The 26,170-nt window shown below is 31.0% G+C and carries 13 protein-coding genes; 2 read left to right on the top strand and 11 right to left on the bottom strand.

Annotation, left to right across the window (positions count from 1 at the left end; all coding sequences use genetic code 11):
* Positions 1-8: 8 nt before the first annotated feature.
* Complete coding sequence (locus FDT66_RS07560; protein ID WP_138535561.1) at positions 9-1,418, top strand: purine-cytosine permease family protein; 1,410 nt, start codon at positions 9-11, stop codon at positions 1,416-1,418.
* A gap of 246 nt (positions 1,419-1,664) precedes the next feature.
* The gene (locus tag FDT66_RS07555; RefSeq protein ID WP_138535560.1) at positions 1,665-3,311 is read left to right on the top strand and encodes a solute:sodium symporter family transporter; all 1,647 of its coding nucleotides are present in this window, start codon (positions 1,665-1,667) and stop codon (positions 3,309-3,311) included.
* A gap of 222 nt (positions 3,312-3,533) precedes the next feature.
* On the opposite strand, the gene FDT66_RS14015 is transcribed toward FDT66_RS07555, so the two are convergent.
* The 11 genes from FDT66_RS14015 to FDT66_RS07505 all read right to left on the bottom strand — a co-directional run bounded on the left by FDT66_RS14015 (position 3,534) and on the right by FDT66_RS07505 (position 26,167).
* The gene (locus FDT66_RS14015; RefSeq protein ID WP_171032340.1) at positions 3,534-3,701 is read right to left on the bottom strand and encodes a hypothetical protein; all 168 of its coding nucleotides are present in this window, start codon (positions 3,699-3,701) and stop codon (positions 3,534-3,536) included.
* Between the two features lie 23 nt (positions 3,702-3,724).
* Positions 3,725-5,869 carry a T9SS type A sorting domain-containing protein gene (locus tag FDT66_RS07550; protein WP_138535559.1) on the bottom strand — a complete coding sequence of 715 codons (2,145 nt, stop codon included), beginning with the start codon at positions 5,867-5,869 and terminating at the stop codon, positions 3,725-3,727.
* Between the two features lie 293 nt (positions 5,870-6,162).
* The gene (locus tag FDT66_RS07545) at positions 6,163-7,425 is read right to left on the bottom strand and encodes a DUF4998 domain-containing protein (protein ID WP_138535558.1); all 1,263 of its coding nucleotides are present in this window, start codon (positions 7,423-7,425) and stop codon (positions 6,163-6,165) included.
* 25 nt (positions 7,426-7,450) lie between these two features.
* Positions 7,451-8,659: a DUF5000 domain-containing lipoprotein gene (locus tag FDT66_RS07540; RefSeq protein WP_138535557.1), complete on the bottom strand. Its 1,209-nt coding sequence runs from the start codon at positions 8,657-8,659 to the stop codon at positions 7,451-7,453.
* A 22-nt stretch (positions 8,660-8,681) separates the two neighbouring features.
* A complete protein-coding gene (locus FDT66_RS07535; protein ID WP_246034786.1) occupies positions 8,682-10,643 on the bottom strand; it encodes a RagB/SusD family nutrient uptake outer membrane protein in 1,962 nt (653 codons plus the stop codon).
* A gap of 5 nt (positions 10,644-10,648) precedes the next feature.
* Entirely contained in the window at positions 10,649-13,789 is a 3,141-nt protein-coding gene (locus FDT66_RS07530) for a SusC/RagA family TonB-linked outer membrane protein (RefSeq protein ID WP_138535556.1), read from the bottom strand.
* A gap of 670 nt (positions 13,790-14,459) precedes the next feature.
* On the bottom strand, positions 14,460-15,881 hold the full coding sequence (locus FDT66_RS07525; protein ID WP_138535555.1) for a sulfatase-like hydrolase/transferase: 1,422 nt from the start codon (positions 15,879-15,881) through the stop codon (positions 14,460-14,462).
* An 85-nt stretch (positions 15,882-15,966) separates the two neighbouring features.
* Positions 15,967-18,129 carry a family 16 glycosylhydrolase gene (locus FDT66_RS07520; protein ID WP_138535554.1) on the bottom strand — a complete coding sequence of 721 codons (2,163 nt, stop codon included), beginning with the start codon at positions 18,127-18,129 and terminating at the stop codon, positions 15,967-15,969.
* A gap of 46 nt (positions 18,130-18,175) precedes the next feature.
* Entirely contained in the window at positions 18,176-21,400 is a 3,225-nt protein-coding gene (locus tag FDT66_RS07515; RefSeq protein ID WP_138535553.1) for a glycoside hydrolase family 2 TIM barrel-domain containing protein, read from the bottom strand.
* A gap of 11 nt (positions 21,401-21,411) precedes the next feature.
* Entirely contained in the window at positions 21,412-23,361 is a 1,950-nt protein-coding gene (locus FDT66_RS07510) for a discoidin domain-containing protein (protein WP_171032339.1), read from the bottom strand.
* A 13-nt stretch (positions 23,362-23,374) separates the two neighbouring features.
* Positions 23,375-26,167, bottom strand: coding sequence for a sugar-binding domain-containing protein (locus FDT66_RS07505; RefSeq protein WP_138535551.1), 2,793 nt, complete (start codon positions 26,165-26,167; stop codon positions 23,375-23,377).
* Positions 26,168-26,170 lie beyond the last annotated feature (3 nt).

The raw sequence follows: 26,170 nt of genomic DNA, 5'->3' as shown, positions 1-26,170 counted from the left end.
CAACCTTTATGAGTCAAGTAAGCATAGAATCAGAGCATATAGAAGAAATCGCTGGTGGTGAATTTGAAAGAGAACCTGTTCCAAAATCCAAATTGAAAGGCTGGAAAAGTTTCATTGGAATGTATGCAGGAGAACACGCTGCTGGTACAGAATTTATGATTGGTCCACTTTTTCTAACAGCTGGCGTTAGTGCTTTCGATTTAATAGTTGGGTTATTATTTGGAAACTTATTGGCAGTTTTAAGTTGGCGTTTTTTAACAGCAGAAATTGCGGTTAAAAATAGATTGACTTTATATTTTCAATTAGAAAAAATTTGTGGTAAAAAATTAGTTACTGGTTATAATTTAGCTAACGGGATTTTATTTTGTTTTTTAGCAGGTTCTATGATAACAGTTTCTGCTACAGCTGTAGGTATTCCTTTTGATATGCCAATGCCAAAATTAGACGATACACTACCAAATGGAATGACATGGATTATTATTGTAATGGCCATTGGAGCCGTAATTTCTATTATCGCTGCAAGAGGATATGATACTGTAACCAAAGCCGCAAACTGGATGTCTCCATTTATAGTTTTAGCTTTTATTGCTTGTGGAATTGTGGCTTTAAATCAATTAGGCGTAGATAGTTTTTCAAAATTTTGGGCAATTTGGGGTGAAGGTGGAGAACCTTTTCCTGGACAAACAAAATTTACTTTTTGGCATGTTGTCATTTGGTCTTGGTTTGCGAATGGTGCTATGCATATTGGTATGTCAGACTTATCTGTATTTCGTTTCGCAAAAGAAGCAAAAGCAGGTTGGGCAACTGCAGCTGGAATGTATGTTGGTCATTACATGGCTTGGATAGCTGCTGCACTTTTGTATGCTGTTTATTTAAAATCTCCAGAAGCATTGTCTTTTTTAAATGATGGAAATGCACCACCTGTTGCTCCTGGACCAATGGCTTACAATGCTATTGGTGTTTTCGGAATTATTGCTGTGGTTTTAGCAGGTTGGACTACTGCAAATCCTACCATTTATAGAGCAGGATTAGCATTTCAAGCTATTTTACCAAAACTATCTACTGCAAAAGTTACTGTTTTGGCAGGTTCTGTTGCTACCATTGCTGGCTTATTCCCTGCTTTCGCTATGAAATTACTAGGTTTTGTTGCTCTTTATGGTTTTATTTTAGCTCCTTTTGGTGCTATTATCGTGTTTGAGCATTTCTTTGCAAAGAAATTTGGAATTCAAAAAAATTACGCAGAAATAGCAGGAATAAAAATAAATAATGCAGTCCTTTTTGCTTGGGCTATTAGTTTTGGATTATTTTATTTTATTTCTGTACAATTTGATGTTTTCTTGTCATTTGTAACTCTACCTGCTTGGTTATTATGTGGTTTCTTATTTCTACTTTTCAGTAAGAAATTTCAGAAAAAATAAGACTTTACTTAATTTATTTTAGAAAGTATTAAGATATATCTTATGACTACAAAGTCTGTCATATTAGGAATTAATTAACAACTCACTCGATATAAAGCTCTCCTCTTTTGAGAGTTTTGTGCACGATTTACATTTTAAGTACAAGAGTCCTTTAAATTTTTTAAAGGACTTTTTTTTATTAAAAATTGCATCTTCTAATAATTCTAGTGTATATTTAGGCGCTTTATTAAACAAAAACAATTAACCATGCAATTTTTAACATTTATAGGATTTACAGCATTAGTAGCAATTATCTCTTATTTTAAGACAAGAAATACCGAGGAATCATCTTCTGATGGATACTTTTTAGGAGGAAGAAGTTTAACTGCAGGAGTCATTGCTGGATCCTTATTATTAACTAATTTATCTACAGAACAAATTGTTGGTTTAAACGGTTCTTCATATCAGAGCGGTTTATCTGTAATGGTTTGGGAAACTTTAGCAGCTGTGGCAATGGTAGTTACAGCAATGTTTTTATTACCAAAATACTTAAAAGGAGGTTTAACAACCGTTCCTGGATTTTTAGCGGAAAGATTTGATGTAACCACAAAAACGTTAACATCTGTTTTATTTTTAACAGGGTATGTTGTTGTGTTGTTACCTGTAATTTTATATTCTGGTTCTTTAGCAATCAGTGGTATGTTTGATGTTCCTGAGCTGTTAGGAGTTACTCACACAGAATCTATATGGATTTGTGTTTGGGGTATTGGAATCATAGGTTCCATTTATGCTGTTTTTGGTGGTTTAAAAGCTGTTGCTGTTTCAGATTCTATAAACGCTATTGGTTTATTAATTGGAGGTATTTTAATTCCAATTTTTGGATTATTAATGATTGGTGATGGAAATTTATTAGATGGTTTATCTATTTTAACTACAGAAAATCCTGAAAAATTTAAATCTATGGGTGGTCCAACAGACCCTGTACCTTTTTATACTATATTTACTGGAATGATGTTGGTGCAGTTATTTTATTGGGGTACAAACCAACAAATTATCCAAAGAGCTTTGGCCGCAAAAGATTTAAAAGAAGGTCAAAAAGGATTATTATTAGCATCTTTTATTAAAATACTAGGACCTATTATCGTTGTTTTACCTGGTTTAATTGCATTTCATATTTTTCAAGGAAATTTAGAATCTGCAGATAGTGCTTATCCAATGTTAGTAAAAAAGGTATTACCTACTGCTTGGGTTGGTTTTTTTGCAGCAGTATTATTTGGCGCTATTTTAAGTTCATTTAATAGTGTTTTAAACAGTTCTGTTACATTATTTGGTATTGATGTTTATAAGCAACACATTAATAAAGACGCAGAAGAAAAAACTGTTGTAAAATACGGAAAAACATTTGGTGTTATTTTAGCTATAGCTTCTATGTTTATTGCTCCATTAATTGCGAATGCTGGTAGTTTATTTGATTACTTACAAGAAATAAATGGAATTTACAGTATTCCTATTTTAACTATTATTGTGGTTGGATATTTAACAAAAAGAGTTCCTGCCATTGCAGCAAAAATTGGTTTAGTAACAGGTTGTTTGTTATATATAGTAAGTCAGTTTTTCTTACAACCGTATTTTGTAAACAATGCTCTAGATGCTGCTGCCGAAGCTAATATTACTGATGCTGCTGAACTTGCCTTAATTGAAGCTCAAGCATATCCTCACTTTTTAGATGTAATGGCTATATTATTCGTTTTAAACGTTTTAATTATGTTAATTATAGGGAAAATAGCTCCAAGAAAAGAAGCATTTGTGCAGGAATACACAAAACAAGTAGATATTACTCCTTGGAAACACACTAAACAAGCTGGAATTGCTATATGTGTAATTGTGATTGGTATTTATATTTATTTTGCTTAAAAACAAAATTATTTATTAAAAATAGCTTCATTTTTATTGTTTTTGTATCTTTTCAACAGACTTAAAACAGGACTTATAATATATACTCATATTGTAATGAGATATTATTAGAACCATTTAAAACAAGTGTACATTTTAATATATATTCTCTCAAGAATATAAACTTTATAAAAAAACTCCAACTTTTCAGTTGGAGTTTTTAAAATTAACAAACTTAAGCTTTTAAAAGCCTGTTCCAGGAGCCTCTGGACTTTGTGCTTGAGATTTTTGTGGATTTAAAATCATATAAGTACCTAAAGCTGTTAATGCTGCATATTTACCGTAACTGCCTATCTTTTTTAATGCATCTTTACGAGTAATTTCTTTTTTATTATCTATATTTTTTTTCATCTTGTTGAACTTTAGTTTGAATTTTATTCTATAATTATTTTTTTGCTTAAATCACCTTTTTCAGTCTCCAGTTTTACAATGTAAATTCCTTTTGCTAATCTTGGAAGTGAAATTTCTGAACTAATTGACGAATTAAATGTTTTTCTTAATACTTCTTTACCCAAAACATTATACATAAAAACTGAACCGTTCACATTATCTAAACCTGTAACTTTTAGTGTTTCATTATTTTTTTGATACACATTTGCGTCAACTAAAGTGTTTTTATCTGTTGATAAAACGTTTGAAGTTGTATGAACAAAGAATCTTCCTGAACCATTTAGATCTTCTTTTAGAATAATTTTAAAATCACCTTCATTTAAATTTGTAAAGGTATTTTCTTGTCTATCCTCTAAAATTACCTTTATAGTTTCTGGTAAATTTAAAGAAGTTGCAGAAATACTAATTTCTTTTCCGGCAACAGCCTTTATACCAAAAGGAACAATCATAGAAGCTAGATCTGAATTTGGTAGAGACTGTACTCCTATTTTTCTTCCATTGTTGTTAGAAATTAACTCTGTATATACTGCTAAATCAGATGCTATACCAGTAAACATAGAACCATCAAAACCATTATCAAAACCTGTTGTAGCACCATCAATATAATATAGTTGGGTTTTACTAATTAAATTATCTTGAGAAACTATTAAACTAATTTCTGTTCTTGTTGTAGGAGCTTTTAAAAATGTATCTGTTTGATGACTTTGATTTGCTGCATTAAAAACTACTTTATTTGAGGCTGCTGTTCCAGAGCTAACAAAGAAACCTTGACCAGGAGCAATTTCAAAAGCGGCATCTACACCTGCCATTTTCTGAACGTAACCACCCATATTTACACCATTTTTATTTTCATCCCAAATCCAAATAGTTTGTTCATCTAATCTATCTGTAGCTGCGTTATCTGTAAAAAATGTTCCTAAATTTATATATGAAGTAAAAGGATTACCAACATAGTTAAATTTGTTGCCACCTACTATACTGATATCAGTTTCAACATTTCCTGTAGTATAAGTTCCTACAAAAGGTAATGTGTTACCAACTAAAGCGTTGTTTAATTTAGCAATATAACCCTTACCTGCTGTTAGTGTTATACCTGTATTTGCACCTGTTACATTGCTAAAATAATCCCAAGACTGTGAAGTTTGGTTATATGTTGCTAAACCTAAATTTGAACCGTTTTCAGCAAAAACACCATCTGTTTGTAAAGTACTTATATCTACATTACTTACTGGTGAAGATATGGTTGCCCAAGCATTTGTTAAACCTGGATCTTTTGGTAAGGTTCTTTCGTATTCTAAATTACCTGATGAATTTCCAGTAACTATTAAGGAAGCTCCAGATTCAATTTTTAAAGAAGCTCCATCTTTAATATCTAAATTTTGTAGGGTAAGATTTGAAGCTGCAGGTATTACTGGTTGAGTTACTCCTGAAGGAATTACCAAAGAAGTTGAAGCAGTTGGCAAGCCCAAACTCCAGTTTGATGGAGAAGTAATATCTGACGAAGCTCCAACCCAATTATTTGTTGTAGTTGCTAAAGGATTATAATCTAAAATACGTACTTCATCTATATATGCAACATTTGGGGTTAGTAATACTTTACCTTTACCCGAATTGTTGAAGCCCATATCTGGATGAAAAATAAAACTAAAGAGTGTACCCGATGTAAATTCGTGAGCAGAAGTTGCTGGATTACCAACACTTTTTAATTCAAAAACAATTTCTTGCCAAGTGTTAGGAGAGCTATCATCATAGGTATTTAGTGCCCTTACTATTCCATTATCTGTTCCATTATTAGTATCGCTACTAGCATTAAACCTAATTCCTAAATCAGGTTCAACTGCATAATTAACCATGACGCTTACAAACTTTTTTTCTGTTGAAGATATTAATAAATCTGGATTTATGTCCAATTTAAAAAATCTCCACCATTCTACAGCTGCTGTTCTTCCTACTTCAAGACAATTATTTGAAGTATTTAATCCTGTTTTTGAAGGGTTCGCAACTATATTTGCATTGAAATTGGTTGAAGATATTAGACTTGCTCCGGACTCAAAATCATTAACCATGTATTGACTATGAACTAGAAAAGAACTAAAAATAAATAGCGAAAGTGTAATTTTTTTTATCATCTTATTAATATTTAATTGTTTTGTTAAATTTAACTTAAAACAAAATCACATAAATAGACAATACTTAAGGTTATATGGACTTTTTTGCTGAATTGACATTCTAGATGTATTAAAAAAAGTATTTTTTTAAAAAAAATACTAAAAAAATATATTTATGATACTTATTACCTAGAAGTATCAAAAATGATAAAAAAGAAAAGTGATTTTTTTAGTAGTACATAAACACATGATTTGTGAAAAATATACTACTAAAAAAATCACTTTTTAATAGATAAATTAATACCTATATATTCTTAATTCTTTTTTAAAGTAAAAGAAGTAAATGTCATATATCTATTAATATTAGTTGGTTCAGCATCTGGATCATTTGGATTTATTCCATTTGTGGCAGCTAAACCTATAGCTATGTCTGTTAAATCATCAGTTAACGTAAACTGTATAGTATAAGTATTTGGTGGTCCAGAAATTCTAGAAAAACCTAGTGTGTTAGTTGATGTTTCAACCTCTTTTACATCTGGTAAAGTTCCACCCAAAGCAACTGTTGCATATACTTGATCTCTTACTCCATCATAGTTATTACCTTCTGTAATTACTGAATAAGTATAAGTACCAGGTTTTAAACGCATTTTTTGATATACTTTTGCGTTAACTAATTTTGGCTCTCCATAACCACTTACCAAATTAAAAATACCTCCTCCACGATTACTATCATAAACTCCATAACCATTATGGTTTAAAGCGCCTTCATTATGAATCCAATCTTCAGGAGTTCCATAACGCACACCACTAAACTCTCCAACCTTAAACGGCTTAACTGCATTTTTAAAGTATGGTGCTTCTGTAATTGGTACAATTGCTTCTATTACACTATAATCTGTATAGAAGATATCAATACTTGTGGAATCTGGTTTGAAAGAAGTTCTGTATCTAAAAGTGTTTCCTTCATCAAAGTTTTCTAATATTAATTCATCTGTATCATCTGCAGCAATTGTAAATGATTTTGTTACATTATTATTGTCTGTATATTCTAATTCAGATTCAATAATTCCGGAAGTTAAATCAACAGGTGCAAATTCTACAACTGCAGAATTAGAGGAAACTTGCAAATCTTTTTTTACCAAAGGCCTATTTATTAAAGTAGCTATATAACGATCACCGTAAACTTTACCTGAAGTAAATACAGGAATAGAACTATTTCCTAAATCGTCAAAAGATCTAATTTCAAAATTGTACGTATTCTCTTCTAAACCAGGAATAATTTGACTTATTTTGGTTGCTATTTGATCTGGATTTACTGGTATAACAACACTATCTCTTCTATTTCCCCAGTAAACTCTATAGGAAGTTACAAGAGGATCTGTACTAAGCATTGCATTTAACTGTATTCTGTTTTTACCAGAAAAAACACTCACAGAGTCTAATTTTCCAGCGTATGAAATTTCACCACCTTCTGTGTATTTTTTGTAATCGTCTTCATCTAGGGTACATGCACTAAAACCTGCAAGTATTAATCCGATTAAAAATAAAAAGGATATGTTCTTTAATTTATTATTCATGATATAAATCGATTTAATTTTATTGTTATCTAGGATCACCGTAAACTCTCATTTCAGCAATTGCTAAACGTCCTCCTCCAGACCAGTTTTCAAGATTTTTTATTCTTATATACCTGTATTTTGGAGCTGTAATTGGAATTGGCCAATTGAAACCATCTTGTGCAAATTCTAAATCTTCTGCACTTTGTTGTGTTAATGGTAAACCTGAAGGTTTTATCACTTCATAATCTCCAAGTTTATTCCAGCTATCATAAGTACCATCAGGATTTGGGTTATTTGAACCCCAGATTTCAAATTTGCGCATGTTAAATTGCCAATAATAAAAATAACCTGCTGCTGTTCCTTGCGGATAATCCCAAATTTTTACACGACTAATTTTAACCTCTGCACCTAAATCTATAGTAAATGAATGTGGTGCTGGTGGTGCTGCGTCTGTTATATAAATTCTTGGCCAACCAATAAAATTGTTGTCAAACATTCTATCCAAACCAAAACCAAAATCATTCGTAGGAGCATCTCCTGGTAAAGGATAACCTGCATATTGAGATCTTGGAATTTCAGTTTCATAAATTGGCTTTATTGTTTGAAAAAGCGTATCTGTTGTATTTAAAAATCTATCACGAATTGTTAAAGCAAAATCGTAATTAATAGTATCTAAACCTCTTACTGTTCTAAAAATATCATTTGTAGAAGTATAGATACTGTTTCCAGTAGTAACCCAATCTCCATTGTCATCTTTTTGCATTACTAAAATGGCTAATTCTTTTCTTTTTGGATTGTCTGCTTCAACAAATAATCCTCCAAAATCAGGACCAATTTTTAAACTTTTAAAAACATCAAAAATTGGAGATTCTTCGGGGTTTATAGTTATTTTAACTGGCTCTGATTCTATTTCACTTCTACTTACAGAAACAAGTTCTACTTCACGTTCACCAGCTCCAGCAAAACCATCTAAAATTAGGCTGTTTTTATAATAAGAAGATTTTACTTCCATTTTTGTACCATTATCAATAGTATACGTTGCTTTGATGTAAAGCAAGTTTTTATCTTTTGGTAAAGAGTACTTAACTGTAGATTTTCCTGCTTCGTTTATAACTGTAATGTTAGAAACTTGCTCTGGTACACTTCCATCTACAAACAATGGCTCGTTTGTATTATCATCTTGAGAACAAGATGCAATTATTGTTGTAATACATACAACAATAAATAGTCGTTTTAAAATTAAATTTTTCATAATTATTAGTTTTTATTCGTTTTTACCAACCTGGGTTTTGTACCAAGTTTGGATTTTGTAATAAAGTATTTTCGGAAATTGGCCACAAGTAATCTCTAGGAGCAACAAATCTTTGTTGTTCTAAAGTTAATATTTGATAATATTCTACTTCAGTTATTCCGTTAAAGTTCCAGGCTTGAATAGGTTTATTTAACTCTTCTCCTGCTTCTTTCCAGCGTCTTAAATCCCAAAAGCGATTTCCTTCAAAAGCTAATTCAATTAGTCTTTCACGATGTAAAATTTCTCTCATACCTTCTTTACTTGTGTATTTAGAAGGATTTAAAGAAAAGTTTGTCCAAGATGTTGCTACACCTTCTAGACCAGCTCTTTTTCTAACTAAATCTGTATATCTTAATACATCTGCTGTTGGTCCTTCTGCTTCATTTAATGCTTCTGCATATAATAAATACAAATCTGCCAATCTTAATTCTGGCCATCCATAAGTTCTATATGGGTTACCTGTTGTATTTGACATTCTCCAATCAACTAATTTTTTTAAATAATAACCAGTTACATTGTATAAAACTCCAGCGTTACTACCTGAATAATCGTTTAGTTTTGAACGAATTACCCAAGTATCTTCATCTGATAATGATGGACTATCTGCTTTATAAAATGTACTTCCATCAAAACCTAAGTTTGCATAAAAACGTGGTTCTCTATCAAAGTTAAGTCTTGCTGTTCTATATCCTTCTAAAATATTATAACGATGACTTTCATCTCCTATTCTTAAGTCGGTATCATTATCAAAAACTAACGTTTTATCTTCATTAATTGGCACACCATTTCTAGTGTGAAACATTTTTGCAATTTTTAATGGAGGTGAAAGTATTTTTTGAGCTAATGTATGTGTATAATCTGGACTTAATGGAACCATACAATAATATTGTAATGCGACTGTACCACTATTAGGATTTGACCATATGATTTCTGGATTCCAGCGTTCTGTAACTGCTTGTCTAACACTTAGTTTTGTTAGAGTAGTATCTGATAAGTTAAATTGATTTTGTGGAAAATAATACAAGCTGCTTCCAACATTTTCTGCTGATTGAATTGCCGCTAAAGCTGCATCTGCCGCTTTTCTCCATTTTTCTGGATCTGCTGTAGTACTAATTAACTGTCTTCCTTTTTTATCAACGAAACCAGCATAATCTGGATTTCCATTAAACAATGGACTTGCAGCCATTGTTAACAGTTTTGCTTTAATACCTAAAGCTATCGGTTTTGTAATTCTACCTAATTCGTTTGTACGATCTTGAATAGATTCTGGTAATTTTTCTGCTGCTTGATCTAAAAGGTCTGAAATGTAGGTAACACAATCGTCAAAAGGCTCTCTAAAAACATTTAACTCTTCTGTAGAAGCTTCAATTGGAATGTTTTTATCAATGATAGGAATTGGACCATACATTCTTAATAAATAATAATGATAATAAGCTTTTAAAAATTGAGCTTCTGCTATCCAACGTTCTCTTTCTGAAGCATCTAAATCTCTTACATTGTTTTCATTACTAACGTTTTCTATAAAGATATTACAGTGTCTGATACCATCAAAAATATCATAATTATTATTAGCTCCACCACCACCTCTTGTTCCGTCCCAAACATTTTGGTATGGATTTCCAGCTACTTGGTTTCCTGTAGCAATTAAATAACTTGGCATATTTGGAAATGCAACATTGTTTTTCCAAACTTCATCACCTGAAAGCATTGCAATATTGTAGTTTATATCTCCGTTTTTTGGAATATACGAATAACAAGTAAATAAATATTTTTCTGCTTCATTTCTTAGCGTAAAGGCATTATCTATTGTTGGTGCATTATCTGGCACAACGTCTAAGTGGCTTTCACAAGATTGTAAACCAAAAAATAAGGTTAACAACAATATAATTGCTTTATTATTTTTAAAATACAAAGTCATGTTATTATTTTTTTTAATATTAATCATTTTTTTTAAAATCTAGCTGTTAATCCAAAATTATAAACTCCTTGAATTGGATATCCTAATCCATTTGCTCCTTGTTCTGGATCCCATAAATCAAATGAGCTCCAAACAGCTACGTTGATAGCACTTGCATATACACGTAAATTTTTTAATCCTAGTTTCTTATATATTTTTTCTGGTGGATTGTAGCCAAATTCTATGTTTTTTAGTCTTAAAAAAGATCCATTTCGCATCCACCAAGTTGATGTTTGATTATTATTAACTTCTTGATTTGTACTTAATCTAGGCCAGAAAGCATAAATATCTCTATTATCTTCAGACCAGTGACTATCTGCAATTGCTTTTAACAATCCACTTTCTGAACGACCATTGATAAAAAACGGCTGTATCAGTGATGGATTAATAAAGAAGCTTGAACGACCTGAACCTTGGAAAAATAAACTTAAATCGAAATTTTTATATCCTACAGTTCCTCCAAATCCGTAAATTAATTCTGGAACTTGTGGTAAACCAATTGGTACTCTATCAGAGTTACTAATTACACCATCGCCATTTACGTCTCTATATTTAATATCTCCACCTCTAACTTCTCCAAACTGTGTTGGTGAGTTTGCAACTTCTTCATCATCAATAAATAAGCGTTCTGCAATTAACCCATAAGTTTGCGAGATTGAGTTTCCTTTTCTTTTTAAATAAGATAACTCATCTGGATAATCTATTTCTGCGTTTTGTAATATTTTACTTGTAGAGTATGTCATGTTTGCTCGTAAGCTTGTCCACCAATCTCTACCAAATTGCTTATTGTAATCTAAAGAAAGTTCAAAACCTTCGCTTTCTGCTTTACCAAAGTTAGTAGCAGGTGTTGCTTGCAAACCTAAAGTAGAACCTACATCTGCTCTTGCTTGTAAAATATTAGATCTTACTTGTTTAAAATAATCTGCATTTACAGTTAAAGATTTATACAATCCTACATCTACACCAATGTTTAATTGTTGTGATTTTTCCCAAGTAATATTTGGGTTTGCATATCTTCTAGTTGAAACTCCAGGTCTTGAAAAACCAAACTCTTCACCAAAAGTTGCTCCATATGTTCCGTTGTTAAGATTTACATCAGATAAATAAAAGAAACGATCTGTTGCAGCACCAATTTCGTCATTACCTACAGTACCAAAGGTTGCTCTAAGTTTTAAATCTGTAACTGTTTCTTTGTAAGGTTCGAAAAACTTTTCGTTTGAAATTCTATATGCTAATCCAAAAGATGGAAAGAAACCATAACGTTTACCTGATGCAAAACGCTCTGAACCATTGTACCCAAAATTAAATTCGAATAAATATCTTGTGTCATAGTCATAAGTAAACCTTCCAGATAAACCATGATTTCTTGAAGGTAAAGATGCTTGTAATGTACCTGCATTACCTGTTTGGTAACTAGAAATTAAATTAATTAACATACCAGAAATGTTATGTACATCATTAAAAGTACGGTTATAGTTTAATGCTGTTTCTAAATATATTCTAGAGTCTAAATTCTTTACTCCTGGTTGATAATCTAAAAATTCAGTTCCTGCACCATTTATACCTCCAATAGCACCTTCGCTACCGTCGTTTATTACATTTAAAATAATTTCACCATTTTCTGGGTTTCTTCTTGAAGAATAGTAGAAAGGATTAAAACCTCTACGAACATCAAAAAATTGAAACCTTCTAATATACCCCATTGCTCTTGCACTTAAACCTTCTGTTAGCATATCTAACTCTTGCTTAAATTCTAATTGTACTTGCAAGGTTGAATTTTTATAATTTTGAAATCCACTTGTTGCTTCTGCATATGGATTTAAAGCTAAAACACCACTTCCCGGTCTTGTTTCTGCACCACCAAATAATGGGTGTGTAGTGAACGGTAAAAGTTCTTTTGGATATATTGCAGGAAATAATACTGGGTTTGAGTATAATGCTGTATTAAAAACTCTTTGTCCACCACCTATTGGTCCAGTATAATCATCAAATTGTCCATACAACCTAACTATAGCTTCCGTTGTAGGCGTAAGTTGTAGGTTTATATTACTCCTTAAAGAATAATTGTAAAGTTTAATATTATTGCTTACTCCGTTTAAATTGTTTTCTCTAATTAAACCATTATCAATATTAAAAGTACCTGCCACATAATATCTTGCTCTTTCTGCACCACCACTTGCACTAATGTTAAATGCTTGGTTCCAAGTATATTCTTTGATTAACTGATCAATCCAATTATTATTTGGATATAAAAGTGGATTATCACCAGCTGCTGTTCTCTCAATTTTATTTTGTGAATATGGTAGTTGAGACAAAGGATCTCTTGTTAAATTAGCTTCATTTGCTAATCGCATATAAGTAATATTATCAGCTAACTTAAAATTATCAGTATTAGAAGAAAATCTATTTTCTATTCTAACATCAAATTTAGCAGCACCGATTTTACCTGATTTTGTAGAAATTAACACTACCCCATTTGCACCACGTGCTCCATAAATTGCAGATGCTGCTGCATCTTTTAATACAGAGAAAGATTCAATATCATCTGGCTGTAAACGCGCCATATCTGTTTGAGTAGATTCAATACCATCAATAAGTATTAATGGATTTACTTTTCCTGAACCAAAAGAACCAAGACCTCTAATAAAAAAGTCTGAATTATTTGCTCCAGGTTCTCCACTTCGTTGAAATGCAATCATACCAGCAACTCTACCAGCCATCATTGTAGTAAGGTTACTCGTAGGAGCTTGTAATTCTGAAGGATTAATTGTAGTAATAGAACTTACTAAACTTTCTTTCTTTTGCTTACCAAAACCAACTAATACGATTTCTCCTAATTGGTTATCGTCTTCTTCTAAAGTTACGTTGATTTCTGTTTGGTCTTTAACAGCTACCTCTAATTGTTTGTATCCAAGATAACTGAATATTAAAACAGATTGTTTATTGGCTACTCTTAGAACATATTCTCCATCAAAATTCGTAGAAAATCCATTTGTAGTTCCTTTCTCTAAAACACTTGCTCCTGGCAGAAGATTTCCTTCTGGATCCTTTACTGTACCTTTTACTGTAATTTGCGAAAAAGCTGTTTGAGCAAATAAGATAAATAGGACAATTAAATGTTTTGTATTCTTCATATTTTATTATTTGATTTGACGTTTGGTTGTTTAATTTAAAGTTTAAAACAAAAATTTTAGTTTATATGTTTATTTTATTTTTTTTGTAAAAAAAACTAACTTTTTTTACGTTATTCTTTATAGTTAATTCAAAATATGTCGAATTTGCAACACAATATGATATTATAGATTGCAAGTTAATATTTACCTGAGGTCAAAAAATGGATAAAACAACTAAAAACATCAACAAAAACACTTTTTATTGGTTCTTTTGAACACATTTTTATAATTAAACCTTTATTATTTATATTATTTTTTTGTTAAAATTTTATAAATACACTTTGAATAATTATTGAAAGGTGGCTTTAGTACTGAGATTTGAGTTAAAAATTATTTGGAATAATAAAAAATGTACATTATTGTACAAAACTATTTTAAAGTGATATTGTTTTTAGTTTTTTTAAATAAAGACTTTATATAAATAAATTTATATACAGGTTTATTTATTTTTTTATCTAAAAACATAACTGTAATTATAGAATACATCAATGGTGTAAACAGATTTATTTAAATATGTAATAACAATTTTATTTAATTGCTTTTTTAAAATGATTATTATAACAACATCGTTATTTGAAGAAAATGATTATTCTTGATATTATCAAGAATTCTTTTAAACTAAAAATATAGATTATTTTGCTTTTTTAAAAGCTGGGTTCCAAATATCTTTAAAAGCAGCTTCTTTATTTTCCATTAAACTTTGATGTACATGATTAGAAACTTTTAACCAATCTTTACCTTCATCCCATAATGGATTCATCAATGTTTTTTTCCAATTTTTATAGTTTGTTTGTAGTGTATCAACCATATTAGGCTCAATAGAAAAAAGATTGTTGGTTTCACCCAAATCGTCTTTTAAATTATATAAAACTGAGCCATAATTGTTTAAAGTTATCATTTTATAGTCTCCAATTCTTGCAGCAGAAACTTCTAATTTTTTCCAAAATAAACTTTCATGAGGGTCTCCCATTTTTTCGTCAGTTAAATAAGGTACAAGATTTTCACCATCTAACTGTAAATTTTCTTGATCAATATTTGCTGCTGCTATAGATGTTGCAAAAATATCTAAAGAAGACGTTAAGCCATTAAAAGTTTTATTTCCTTTAATTTTATTTGGCCAGCTCATAATAAAAGGAACTCTATGACCTCCTTCAAATTTATTTCCTTTCCAACCTTTTAGTTCTCCTGTTTTTGAATCGTTGTTATGAGCTCCTCCATTGTCACTTAAAAAATAAACTATAGTATTATCTTTTATCCCTAAATCTTCTAACTTATCCATTAACTTTCCTACATTTTCATCTAAAGACCAAGTCATGGCTGCTAATACTTTTCTTGGATGATCTTTAAATTTTTCTAAGTCTTCTTTTTTTGCATGCATTGGCGTATGTACAGCATTGTATGCTAAATACATAAAAAATGGTTTATCTTTAGATTCTTCGATATATTTTACAGATTGATTTCCTAAAACATCTGTCATGTATCCTTCAAAAACCACACGTTCTCCATTGTTTTGTAACATTTTTTCTTTTGATGGATTTTTGATCGGAAAATAAGAACGACTCCCAGCAATGAAACCATAAAAATTATCGAAACCTCTTTGGTTTGGATGGTCAGAATTATCTTCTCCTAAATGCCATTTTCCTAAAGAATATGTATTGTATCCGTTTTTTTTGAAGACATCTGCTACAGTAACCACATCATCACTTAAACCAATACCAGCAGTTCCATTTGCTTCAAAACCAAATCGTTGCTGATATTTACCTGTAATTAAACCTGCTCTAGAAGGTGCACAAACTGTTGCACTAACGTGTGCATCTGTAAATTTAACTCCACTGTGTGCTAATTTATCTATGTTTGGTGTTTGTAAATCTTCACTTCCCATAAAGCCAAAATCTACATAGCCTGCATCATCTATCAAAATTACAATTACATTTGGTTGCGATGAAGAATCTTTGGATTCATTACTACCAACTTCTTTATTTTTATTTACTGATTTACAAGATGCTATAGAAACTAAAACCAAACAAAGGATTACTATTTTTTTGATGCTCATTGCGTTCTTATTTAAATTGATTGTTTTATTCTAAAAATATATATGGCTAAATTGACTTGTGTATCTTTTATTTTTAAAAAGATTTTTACTTTGTTAACATCACTTTTCTAAAAAACACTTTGTTATAACTACTAAACTTAAAAATATAAATCCCTTCAAATAAACCTAAAGGAAGTGATATTGTTGAAATTTTAGTTTCTAAAATTTGTGTATCAACTTTTTTTCCTGTTACACCAAATATTTCAAGACGAAGTAGATTTTTTTCGCTTTTTTTATTAATAGTGATTTTTCCCTTTGTAGGATTTGGATAAATAAGCAGTGAATTATTTTGATCAAAAGAATCAATACTCAGTGCGTTTACTCCACAAGCATTTCCTACTCCATTTCCGTTTGAATCTTTTTGATCTGTATTTGGAATATTGATACAATTGTCTGCCAAATCTACGATAGTATCATTGTCGTCATCAATATCATATGCATCAGGAATACCATCTCTATCGTTATCAGGTGGTGCATTTAAAATGGAAATTTTATCGAAAATAGGCATATTTCCATCACCTTTAAAGAATGCAATAGTATTTGTACCAGCATTTAAATTTACAGAAGTGTAATAATCTGCCATTTCTCCTCCATCATGACACCAAACTCCAGATTTTTGAAACGAAACATTGGCTAAAAGTGCTCCATTTACATAAACTATAGCATTTCTATTGTCTCCAGAAATGTAATTAACCTTTAGTAAATAAGTTCCTGTTTCACTAACATCGACATTAGTGAACTTTAAATTTTTAGTTTGAACTTGGTTTAAATTAATATATTTTCCATTTGATGCATTATTGCAGTTTTGTAAAGCGTTTGCTCCTGTATACGTTGCATCTTCTGCCTCACCTGTCCAAAGAATTTCAGAATTGATGTTTGACAACAAAGTATCATCATAATTAGCACTAGACTGCAATGATAATTTGTCGAAAACACCCCAATAACCTGTTGAATTTTCATTTTTACCAACTGCAGTAAATTTTATGTTATAAGAACCTGCTTCTAAATAAATAGCACCAAAAATTTGTGAAACTTGAGAAGGATTTTCTGTGTAAAAATCTATTACCTGATCAAAAGGCTGCCAAATATTTTCTGCCACTTCTATAGATGCTTTGTACTTACCAAATGTATTGTATGTTAAACCAGATAATTCGTATTTATAATAACCTGCTTGCGAATGGCAAATGTTTTTAAAGATAATTTCGTCACCAACTTTATTTGCCTCTAACCGAACTTGTTTTCCATTTGATGCTGCTGCGTTACTTACAATTTCTGCAGTTGTATCTGCCTCGTTAGAAAAAGTTAAACTTTCTAGTTCTCTGTCTGGTGAAAGGCAAGAATAATCATCCAATTCCCAAACTCTGACATAATCTACGTAGGCTTGAGTTATAAAACCAATAGGTTCTCTTGTAAAGTTATCACCAGAAAATCCAAAGCTAGCTCCATCAGACAACCAAATATATTCTGGTACTTGTGGCACCCATTTTGGATCTGAATAGGTAATTTTTAGTTCTCCATCATAATATATTTTTAAAAAATCTGGAGTCCATAACAATCCAAAAGTGTGAAAACCTTCATGAATACCTGGTGTGCTATACTGTTTTGTGTTGGCTTGATGACTTGCTCCATAACCATCTATATGAATTACAGATTTAGTATAATCTCCTGTCCAAGCAGACTCAAAAACATCTATTTCTGCACCATCTCTTGCTGTACCATCTACATTACCCATATTGTCTCCTTGAAACCAAAAAGCAGTATGAGTTCCTTTATCTGCCTGTGCAATTTTTATTCTCGTTTCATAGTAACCAAAAGCTTTTTCGAATCTGTTGTTAGAATTTATAGAGCCACAAGTCATAGTTGTAGCATTGTATTTTTCTACTTTTAAAATAAGGTTTCCAGCATCTTCTAAAACGTTTTTTGGTCTCCAAAACCATTGATTGATACCCAAACCTGGTCTAGCAGCTCTACTTCTAGAGCTATTTAAAATAAACCATTTGGAAGAATCTACTTCTGTATCATTAAATTCGTCACTAAAAGTCATTTTCCAATCTCCTTCAAGGTTTAAACCATTGGGTTTTGCATTTGAAGGAGTTTCTGCATCTACCAAATCTTGAGAGAAAAGTAAATTTTGAGATATAAAAAGTGAAAGAAAAAGTAAATAATAACTTTTACAAGAAAATGCTTTTAAAAAATGTTTTGAATTCATTATTTATATTTTCGATATTATTTGTCTCTTTTACTTTTTCCAAAAACTATTTTTTCACAGGAATAATGCTGTAAGAATAACTCATATCTTTTGGTTTGATTTGATATTTTGGTAAAGGTCTTGCCCACCAACTTGTATCACCTCCAACACCCATTTGTTCACTATCTACATTGATATTCACAAAATCTCTTTTTATGATATCTGTTGTGTGTCTTTGTTGTTTCTTTTCGCCAGCATCAAAATCTGAATTGTATTGATGATGTGCACTAAAACTAATGTTTTTTGGTCCTAATACTTTAATTCCTTGTCCAGCATTGTTTGTGAAAGTTATCCAACGAACATCTGTTTTATAACCGTTTTCTTGCGGACGAATGTATGGGAAATATAAATCTTCTACATTAGATTTATAAGTTGCAATAAATGCTGCAGAATTTCTATCTTGATAGTTTTCTTGCGGACCTCTACCATACCAATTTACTTGATTATAGTTTTTGTTTAAAATAAAATTGTTTCCAAAACGAGGAATGTTTGACACGTCTTTTTTCACATTCTTCAAAGAGTTTGTAACGGTTATTTGTCCTGAAGCATCAATTTTATAATCTATTTGAATTTTTGCTAAATCGTCTGCTAATTGATATACAACTTTTAAGTATGCAGATTGCCTGTTGAGTTTATTACTCTCTTGTATAGTTGATATATCTAATGGCTTTTCACCATCTTTTAAATCAACTGAAACTAAAGTTTGACTCTCTGTTGCTTCTTTCCAAACACCAAAATGTTTTGGCATATTGAAACCGAAATCATTATCTGTAGTTGCTCTCCAGAAATTTGGCTGAACACCTTGCACAAGAATATTACCTTTCCCAAAATTTAAAGCTTCTATTTTACCAGTTTTGATGTTAAACTGAGCCTCAAAATTGTTTGATTTGAAAATTAAATCATCTGCTTTTTTTGAAACCATTAAATCGTCTTTAGTATTTTCTAGAAATATTGGCATAAAACTACCTCCAATAAATTCTTCTTTTGCTACTACATGATCTTTTGCTACTAAATGTGATTCATCATTTTCGTGTGCATATAATTGTAACGCATATTCGCCTGTAGCTAAATCAATTTTAGGTAAGTTTAAGTTTAAAATTTCTGTTGCTCCTGGTGCTACATCTATACTTTTCACTGCACCTTTATTTATTTCATTTCCATCTTTAAAAAGCTTCCAAGTGTAGTTAAATTCTTTTAAGTTTCTAAAGAAAAACTCATTATATACTTTTACTTTTCCTGTATTGAAATTAGCATCTTTAAAATGTATATTTTGATACACTTTTTTCATTTCTTCTAATGCTGGATGTGCAGATCTATCTGGATTTACAACACCATTCAAACAAAAGTTACCATCGTTTTTAATATGGCTTGCACCTAAATCTCCTCCATAAGCCCAAAACTCTACTCCATCTTCTGTTTTAGATACTAATCCTTGATCTACCCAATCCCAAATGAATCCACCTTGTAAAACATCATACTTTCTAAAAGCGTTCCAGTAATCTTTAAAATTACCTAAACTATTTCCCATTGCATGTGAATATTCACATTGTATCAATGGTCTTTCAGGGTTGTTTTCAGCATACTTAATCATGTCTTTAATTAACATGTACATTGGTGCTTGAATATCTGAGTTTTCATAGTGTGTTGCACCTTCATATTGTGTGGGTCTCGTATTGTCATTATCTTTTAACCATTGGTATGTTGCGAAAAAGTTTTCGCCATTTCCAGCTTCATTACCTAAAGACCAAGTAAAAATTGATGGATGATTTTTATCACGCTCAAACATTCTGATGGTTCTATCCATATGCATTGCTTTCCATTGAGGTAAATATGCAGGATGCACACTTTTTCTTTTCTCATCATTGTCTAAACCTTGATTGGTTGTTCCCATCCCATGAGATTCTATATTAGCTTCATCAATTACATAAAAACCATATTCGTCACACATGGCATAAAAGAATGGATTTTTTGGATAATGACTACAACGTATTGCGTTTACGTTGTTTTCTTTCATTATTTTTAAATCTTTTAAAGTTAACTCTTTACTTACCACATGTCCTTGAGATTCATCATGATCATGAAGATTAACTCCTTTGATTAAAACTGGTTTTCCGTTGACTAAAAACTGATTGTTTTTTATTTTGATATTTCTAAAGCCTGTTTTTAAAGATGTAGCTTGTAAAACATTAGCATTACTATCTTTTACAGCAACCAAAACTGTATATAGATTTGGTGTTTCTGCTGTCCAATGTTTTACGTTTGAAATAACTTCATTAAAACTTGCGGAAGTAGAAGTTCCTGATGAAACTGAAAGTTTTTTAGAGTATTTTTTAATTTCTTTATTTCCATCTAAAAGTTTAACTTCTACAGTTGCAGACTCTTCTTTATTGGATGAATTATTAAGCTCTACATCAAAATTGAAAAGCCCTTGAGAATAATCTGAAGATAAATCTCCATTTAATCTAATATCTTTAATATGTAGTTTATTTTCTGCTCTTAAATATACATCACGTTCAATACCACTTAATCTCCAAAAATCTTGATCTTCCATATAACTGGCATCAGACCAACGTAAAACTTGCACTGCAATTTGGTTTTCACCTGGTTTTACAAATTTTGTAATGTTAAATTCAGAAGCTGTTTTACTACCTTCATTGTACCCTACCATTTCACCATTTACATAAAGGTACATTGCACCACTAACTCCTGCAAAATGAATAAACACCTCTTTGTCACTCCAAGATTCTGGAATATCAATTGAGCGCTTATAACTACCAACATTGTTTATGTTGTGTTTGATATATGGTGGATTGTTTGGAAAAACATAGCCTGCATTTACATAAATAGGTAAACCAAAACCTTTCATTTCCCAATTTGAAGGCACTTCTATTTTATCCCAACCTTTTAAACTAAAATCGTTTTTGTAGAAATCTACAGGTCTTCCTTGAACACTGTCTGTATAATAGAAATTCCAAGTTCCGTTTAACGATTTATAAGATGAAGATGTTTCCCAGCCTTTGTTTTCTGTTGCAGCATTTTCTGTATCATAATTATAAAAAGTTGCTCTAGGCTCTTCTCTATTAATTTGAAAAATTTCTGGATTTTCCCATTCTGGATTTTCCCATTTTTCTGCACTATATAATGGACGAGGAGCTTTTTCTTCTTTATTAGAGCAAGCATTGAAACAAACTATTATTATGAATGATAGAACAAGTTTTTGGAGTGATTTCATTTTTTTGAAAATTATTTTTTAATGAATTTGTAAGCTTTATTATTGATTAAAACCATATAGTAACCTCTTTCTAAAGAAGAAACATCTATAGATTTTCCGTTGTTTTTTATGATTTCTTTTCCTAGAATATTATAAACCTTGTATGAGGTATTCTCATCTGCATTACTAATATTTAATACATTGGTTGCGGGATTTGGGTATAGAGATGTTGTTTCTTTTACAAAATCGTCTTCCACAGATAATGTATTTGAAAAAACATTTATGCTTTGTTTCTGAACATGATAATTATCATCTAAATAATAAACAGTGTACTCACCTAAATCTTTTGCTTGTATGTTATTAATTATTGGAGCTCTTTCGTTTGCATAATAGTTATTAGGTCCATGCCAACTAAAAGTTCCGTAAAATCTGGTTTGTCCAGATGATTGTCTTGCTTGAGGTCCAAAATGAATTTGACTACCTTGGTTTACTTCTATATTAGTTCCAGATCTCCATCCTATACCATTTACATTATAGAAAGAATTTATGCCTACATTTTCATAATGACTACTCGTCATTAATTTTATTTCTGAAGCAGTTGCAAATCTTGTTTCATTAAAATCTGAACGTGCTACCAATTTCATAAATTTTGCATTTTTTTGCTGAAAATAAATTTCGCTCCAATAACTTAGCCAACCAGAAGCCACAGGTGCTCCCCAATTTTGTCCATCACCACTTAAAAACAATTGAAAATCTCTTAAAACTCCGTTTAAATTATTGTCCTGACGAGGTACATACATAAAACCAGAAATATTATAGTTGGCTCCTAAATCTATAACAAGTTCATAGGGGAAAGTATCTTGACCAGCATTGTAACGTGAATGCCACATTGTATTTTCATTACCATCAAAAACATTTGATGCTGGAAAATTTCCAGAACTTGTTTCTTCACTTGAAACAGAAACAACGTTCCAGTTGTTTTGTGGCACGTAAGTGTTATCATCAAAAACACTCCAAGTACTTGTGTTTAAGTCTATTTTAAACTCATGTACGTAATCCATATCTAAAGTTCCATTACCAACAGTTAATGGAAAAATTACTATTTTTGATTCTCTAAGTTCTGGATCTTTCCATCGATCTCCAACATAATAATAGTTTGTTCCTGCAGAACCTGTGATGGTTAAAACGTCTGTTGGTTGAGAATCGAAAGTGATTCTATTTCCAACATTTTTCCATGAAGACCAACCACTTTTTAAAGAAGTTGATGTACTGTATTGCATTTGATTAGGATCCCAACCTGTTTTTGTTGATGATAACATGTAATACAAATTGTCTTTCTTAAAAATTACAGGTGCTTCTTTGTTTTGCCATTGAAAAAGTACAGTTGCATCTGCTGCACCTCTATAGTTATCTGTTAAAGTATAAAGATTTAAACTTTGATTGGCTTTATTTGTAGAGACATAGTAAGCTTTTCCATCTGTATCTACAAAAATGCTACTATCATTAGAATCGTATCCTTGTGGAAAAAATTCTCGATCGTAAGTATATTTTCCATCTACAGTATCTGAATAAAAAACAGCAGCTTTGTTGTTGGTGTAAGATCCATTTTGATACTTTATCCACAGTACAAACTTATTAGTTAATGCATTATAAATTAAACATGGACGTTCTGTAATACGCAAACCATTGCTCAAATCGCTATTGGTATTTTTATCTACTATTGTGTTTCTAAACTCCCAATTCATGAGATCTGTTGATGAATATAAATTAACTCCTGTAAAAGAATTTCCATTTGTCATATCATTACCAACCATATAAAAAACATTGTTATGTTTAATAATGCTTGCTCCATGTGCTTTTATTCTGTTTCCAGAGGTATCTTGCCAACTTATTCCGTTTCTTATAGACTGGACTTGTCCAATAATTTGAGTGGACATCAGGACTAAAAAAATAGAATAGAAAAATGCTTTACTTGATTTCATTATTTGATCTGTTTTATTTGTAAATATCCGTAGTTGAAAAACCATCTTGTTTGCCTTCTAACTTCAAAGCTTCTAAGTCTTTAAAACTTGATGTTTTTTCAGGGTTAAAGTTTTCACTCGTCATATAATTTAATAAACTATGTCTTAGTTGTTTTGCAACTGGTCTTTCGTCTAATTTTGTTGTTAAATCTATTGCTGAGAAAATTAATTTTCCTTCACCAACATTGGTTTCAAAAACGTTTGCTAAATGGTGATTTGTTACAAAATTATCTATCACACGTACAATTGGTGCAACCTCTAAAGAATCTATGATTACAGATTTAGAGTTGATGCATAAATTCCACCATTGCCAATCTGTATGAGAATCTGTAGGAAAACTATTAAATGCATTGTGTTTTGTATCCACCATTAAACCCATAGTCGCTGGCTGATTTGGAAAATGTACAGGACTCCAAAAGACAGGTACAAATCTGCCTTGTATTCCTTTTAACGAATTGAAATTCGGGTTTAGCAACACTTTTTTTCCTTGCTTTAAAGCTTCGTTTGCTGTTTTAAAAGAAGACGTTACTAAAACATCATTATTTGTAGTTGAAACCTCATTTGGATATACCCAAATATTCCAACTATTTTTATACTTGCTATCTTTTAAACTTACTGTGATGGTTAGTTTTTCTGCTGTATTTGTTGCAATAGGAAAATTAATTTCTCCTAAACCTGCATTATTCCCAATAGATAGATTTACGTTTGTTAAGTTTCCATTTTTGACAACTTCGTTTTTTGTATTTTTTATTTCCCAGTCTATGGTTTGGTTGGTTTTTTCTTCGAAAAAGTTAGCTATTTCTATAGATGCTTTAAAATTTTCTCCAGATTTGTACACTGCTTTTTCAAAACGAATTAAAGGAACTAACTCACTGTTAAATTGGCTAAATTCTTCAGCAGAAATCACACCTTTAGATTCCCAAAAGGCGTTTAATAAACCAACCAAAGCTGTTCCTTGACCTGGAAAATCTTGTAATTGCAATAATTGAAATCCATCAAAACTTGGAGTTTTTAGTGCTCTTTCAATTTCTTCTTTATACAATAAAGCTGCTAATTTTCCTGAGTTGTACGTGAAGTCAGGAGCCAAATCAATTAGATTTTTTTCTTCTAATTCATTTCTTACTGCCATAAAATTAAGCGGTTTTAAAACTCCTGTATATTTATCAATTTCACTCATATCTGGATACACAGAATATTGACCAATTTCGTGAGACACTAATGGTATTTCTATGTGTGCGCTTCCAGAAGTATAATCTGCATTAAAATGTGGTGACTTGTTGTTGAAAATTCCTTGTCCTCGAATCCAACCTTTTTTTGTCCATTGTGCTATAAAAAATTCGTCTTCTTTCTCTGGTCTTGCACCTGTTGGCTGTTGAAAAGAAAAAGCTGTTGTTGCATACAAATGCCTGTTATCTTTTGGCTTTAATTCTGCAACCATATCATTTAAAAGACTTATGTCTCCTTGTAATTCGTTTCCTAATGCCATAAAAATAAATGACGGATGATTTCCATAATCTTTAAGCATTTTTTGAGCTTCTTTTCTTAAAAATGAAGTAGTTTTTGCATCTTCACCCACTTTTAAACTCCAATGTGGCAACTCTACTTGATAATAAAAACCTGCTTCATCTGCAGCTTCAAATGCTGCCTTTGGTGGACACCAAGAGTGGAAACGTAAATGATTTAACCCATAGGCTTTTGCTTGTTTTATAAGTTTTGCCCAGTCTTCTTTTTTAGTTGGTGGATAGCCTGTTAAAGGAAAAATTACACATTCTAAATTTCCTCTTAAAAAGATTCGTTTGTTGTTTAAAACTAAGTCTCCGTTTTTATTTCTAGCAAACTTATATCCAAATCTTGCAGAAGTTTTACCAGTTTTTGTAGTAATTTCTACATCATATAAATTTGGATGAAACTCGTCCCAAAGTTGAAGATTTTCTGGTTTATTAATTTCAAAACTGTTTGTATTGTTATCTTTTTTAACAGTCACTTTTTCATTAAAAACTTCTTCACCTTCTGCTGATGTGATAATACAATTTACTTCAGTTTCAGTACTATTTTCTTGATTGAAACTTATTTTTAATTTATTAAGTGTACTATCTGGATAAATTTGAAGATTTTCTGGAGTATTTTTTGCTGATGCTTCTAAAGCCATGTCTCCTAAAATTCCATTCCATTTTATTTGTGTATGATTTGTGTAACCATGAGCCATGTCTTGATTTACTTTATCTGGATATCTATCTCCAGCAACATTTATAAAAGGAAACTTGTTAGAATTATCTACACAAATCGTCAATAAATGCTTCCCTGGTTTTAATGAAGAAGTTAGATTGTATTTATGATTTCCAACAAGGCTATTTGCAGTGCCTACAAGTTCTCCATCTACATAAACAGAAGATTCCCAAATAATTCTTTCTAAATTTAATGTGATAGATTTATTTTTCCATGAAGATGGGATTTCTATTTCTTTTTGATACCAAGCTTTTCCAATATATCGAAACTTCCTTGTTAAGTTTGATAACACGTAGTTATTCATAGCAGGTTCTAAAGTACTTTCTGTACCAATTTCTGCATCATCTAAAGTTCCTGGTAATGTTATTTCTGAGCCTTTGAACTTGTTTTTAGCCCAATTTTCATTGGCTCCAACATTTGTAGAATCTAATTTTACTTCCCAACTTCCTGCTAGCGAAATTTGAGCATCATCAGAATTTGAACAACTATAAGTTGTAATTAACGTGATAAAAAATATGATTATTAAACGTAATCCTTTCATGTT

This window comes from Polaribacter aestuariivivens (assembly GCF_005885675.1).
GTDB lineage: Bacteria > Bacteroidota > Bacteroidia > Flavobacteriales > Flavobacteriaceae > Polaribacter > Polaribacter aestuariivivens.
Note: the sequence above shows the minus strand (reverse complement) of the source record. Positions and strands in the feature narration are given on the sequence as shown.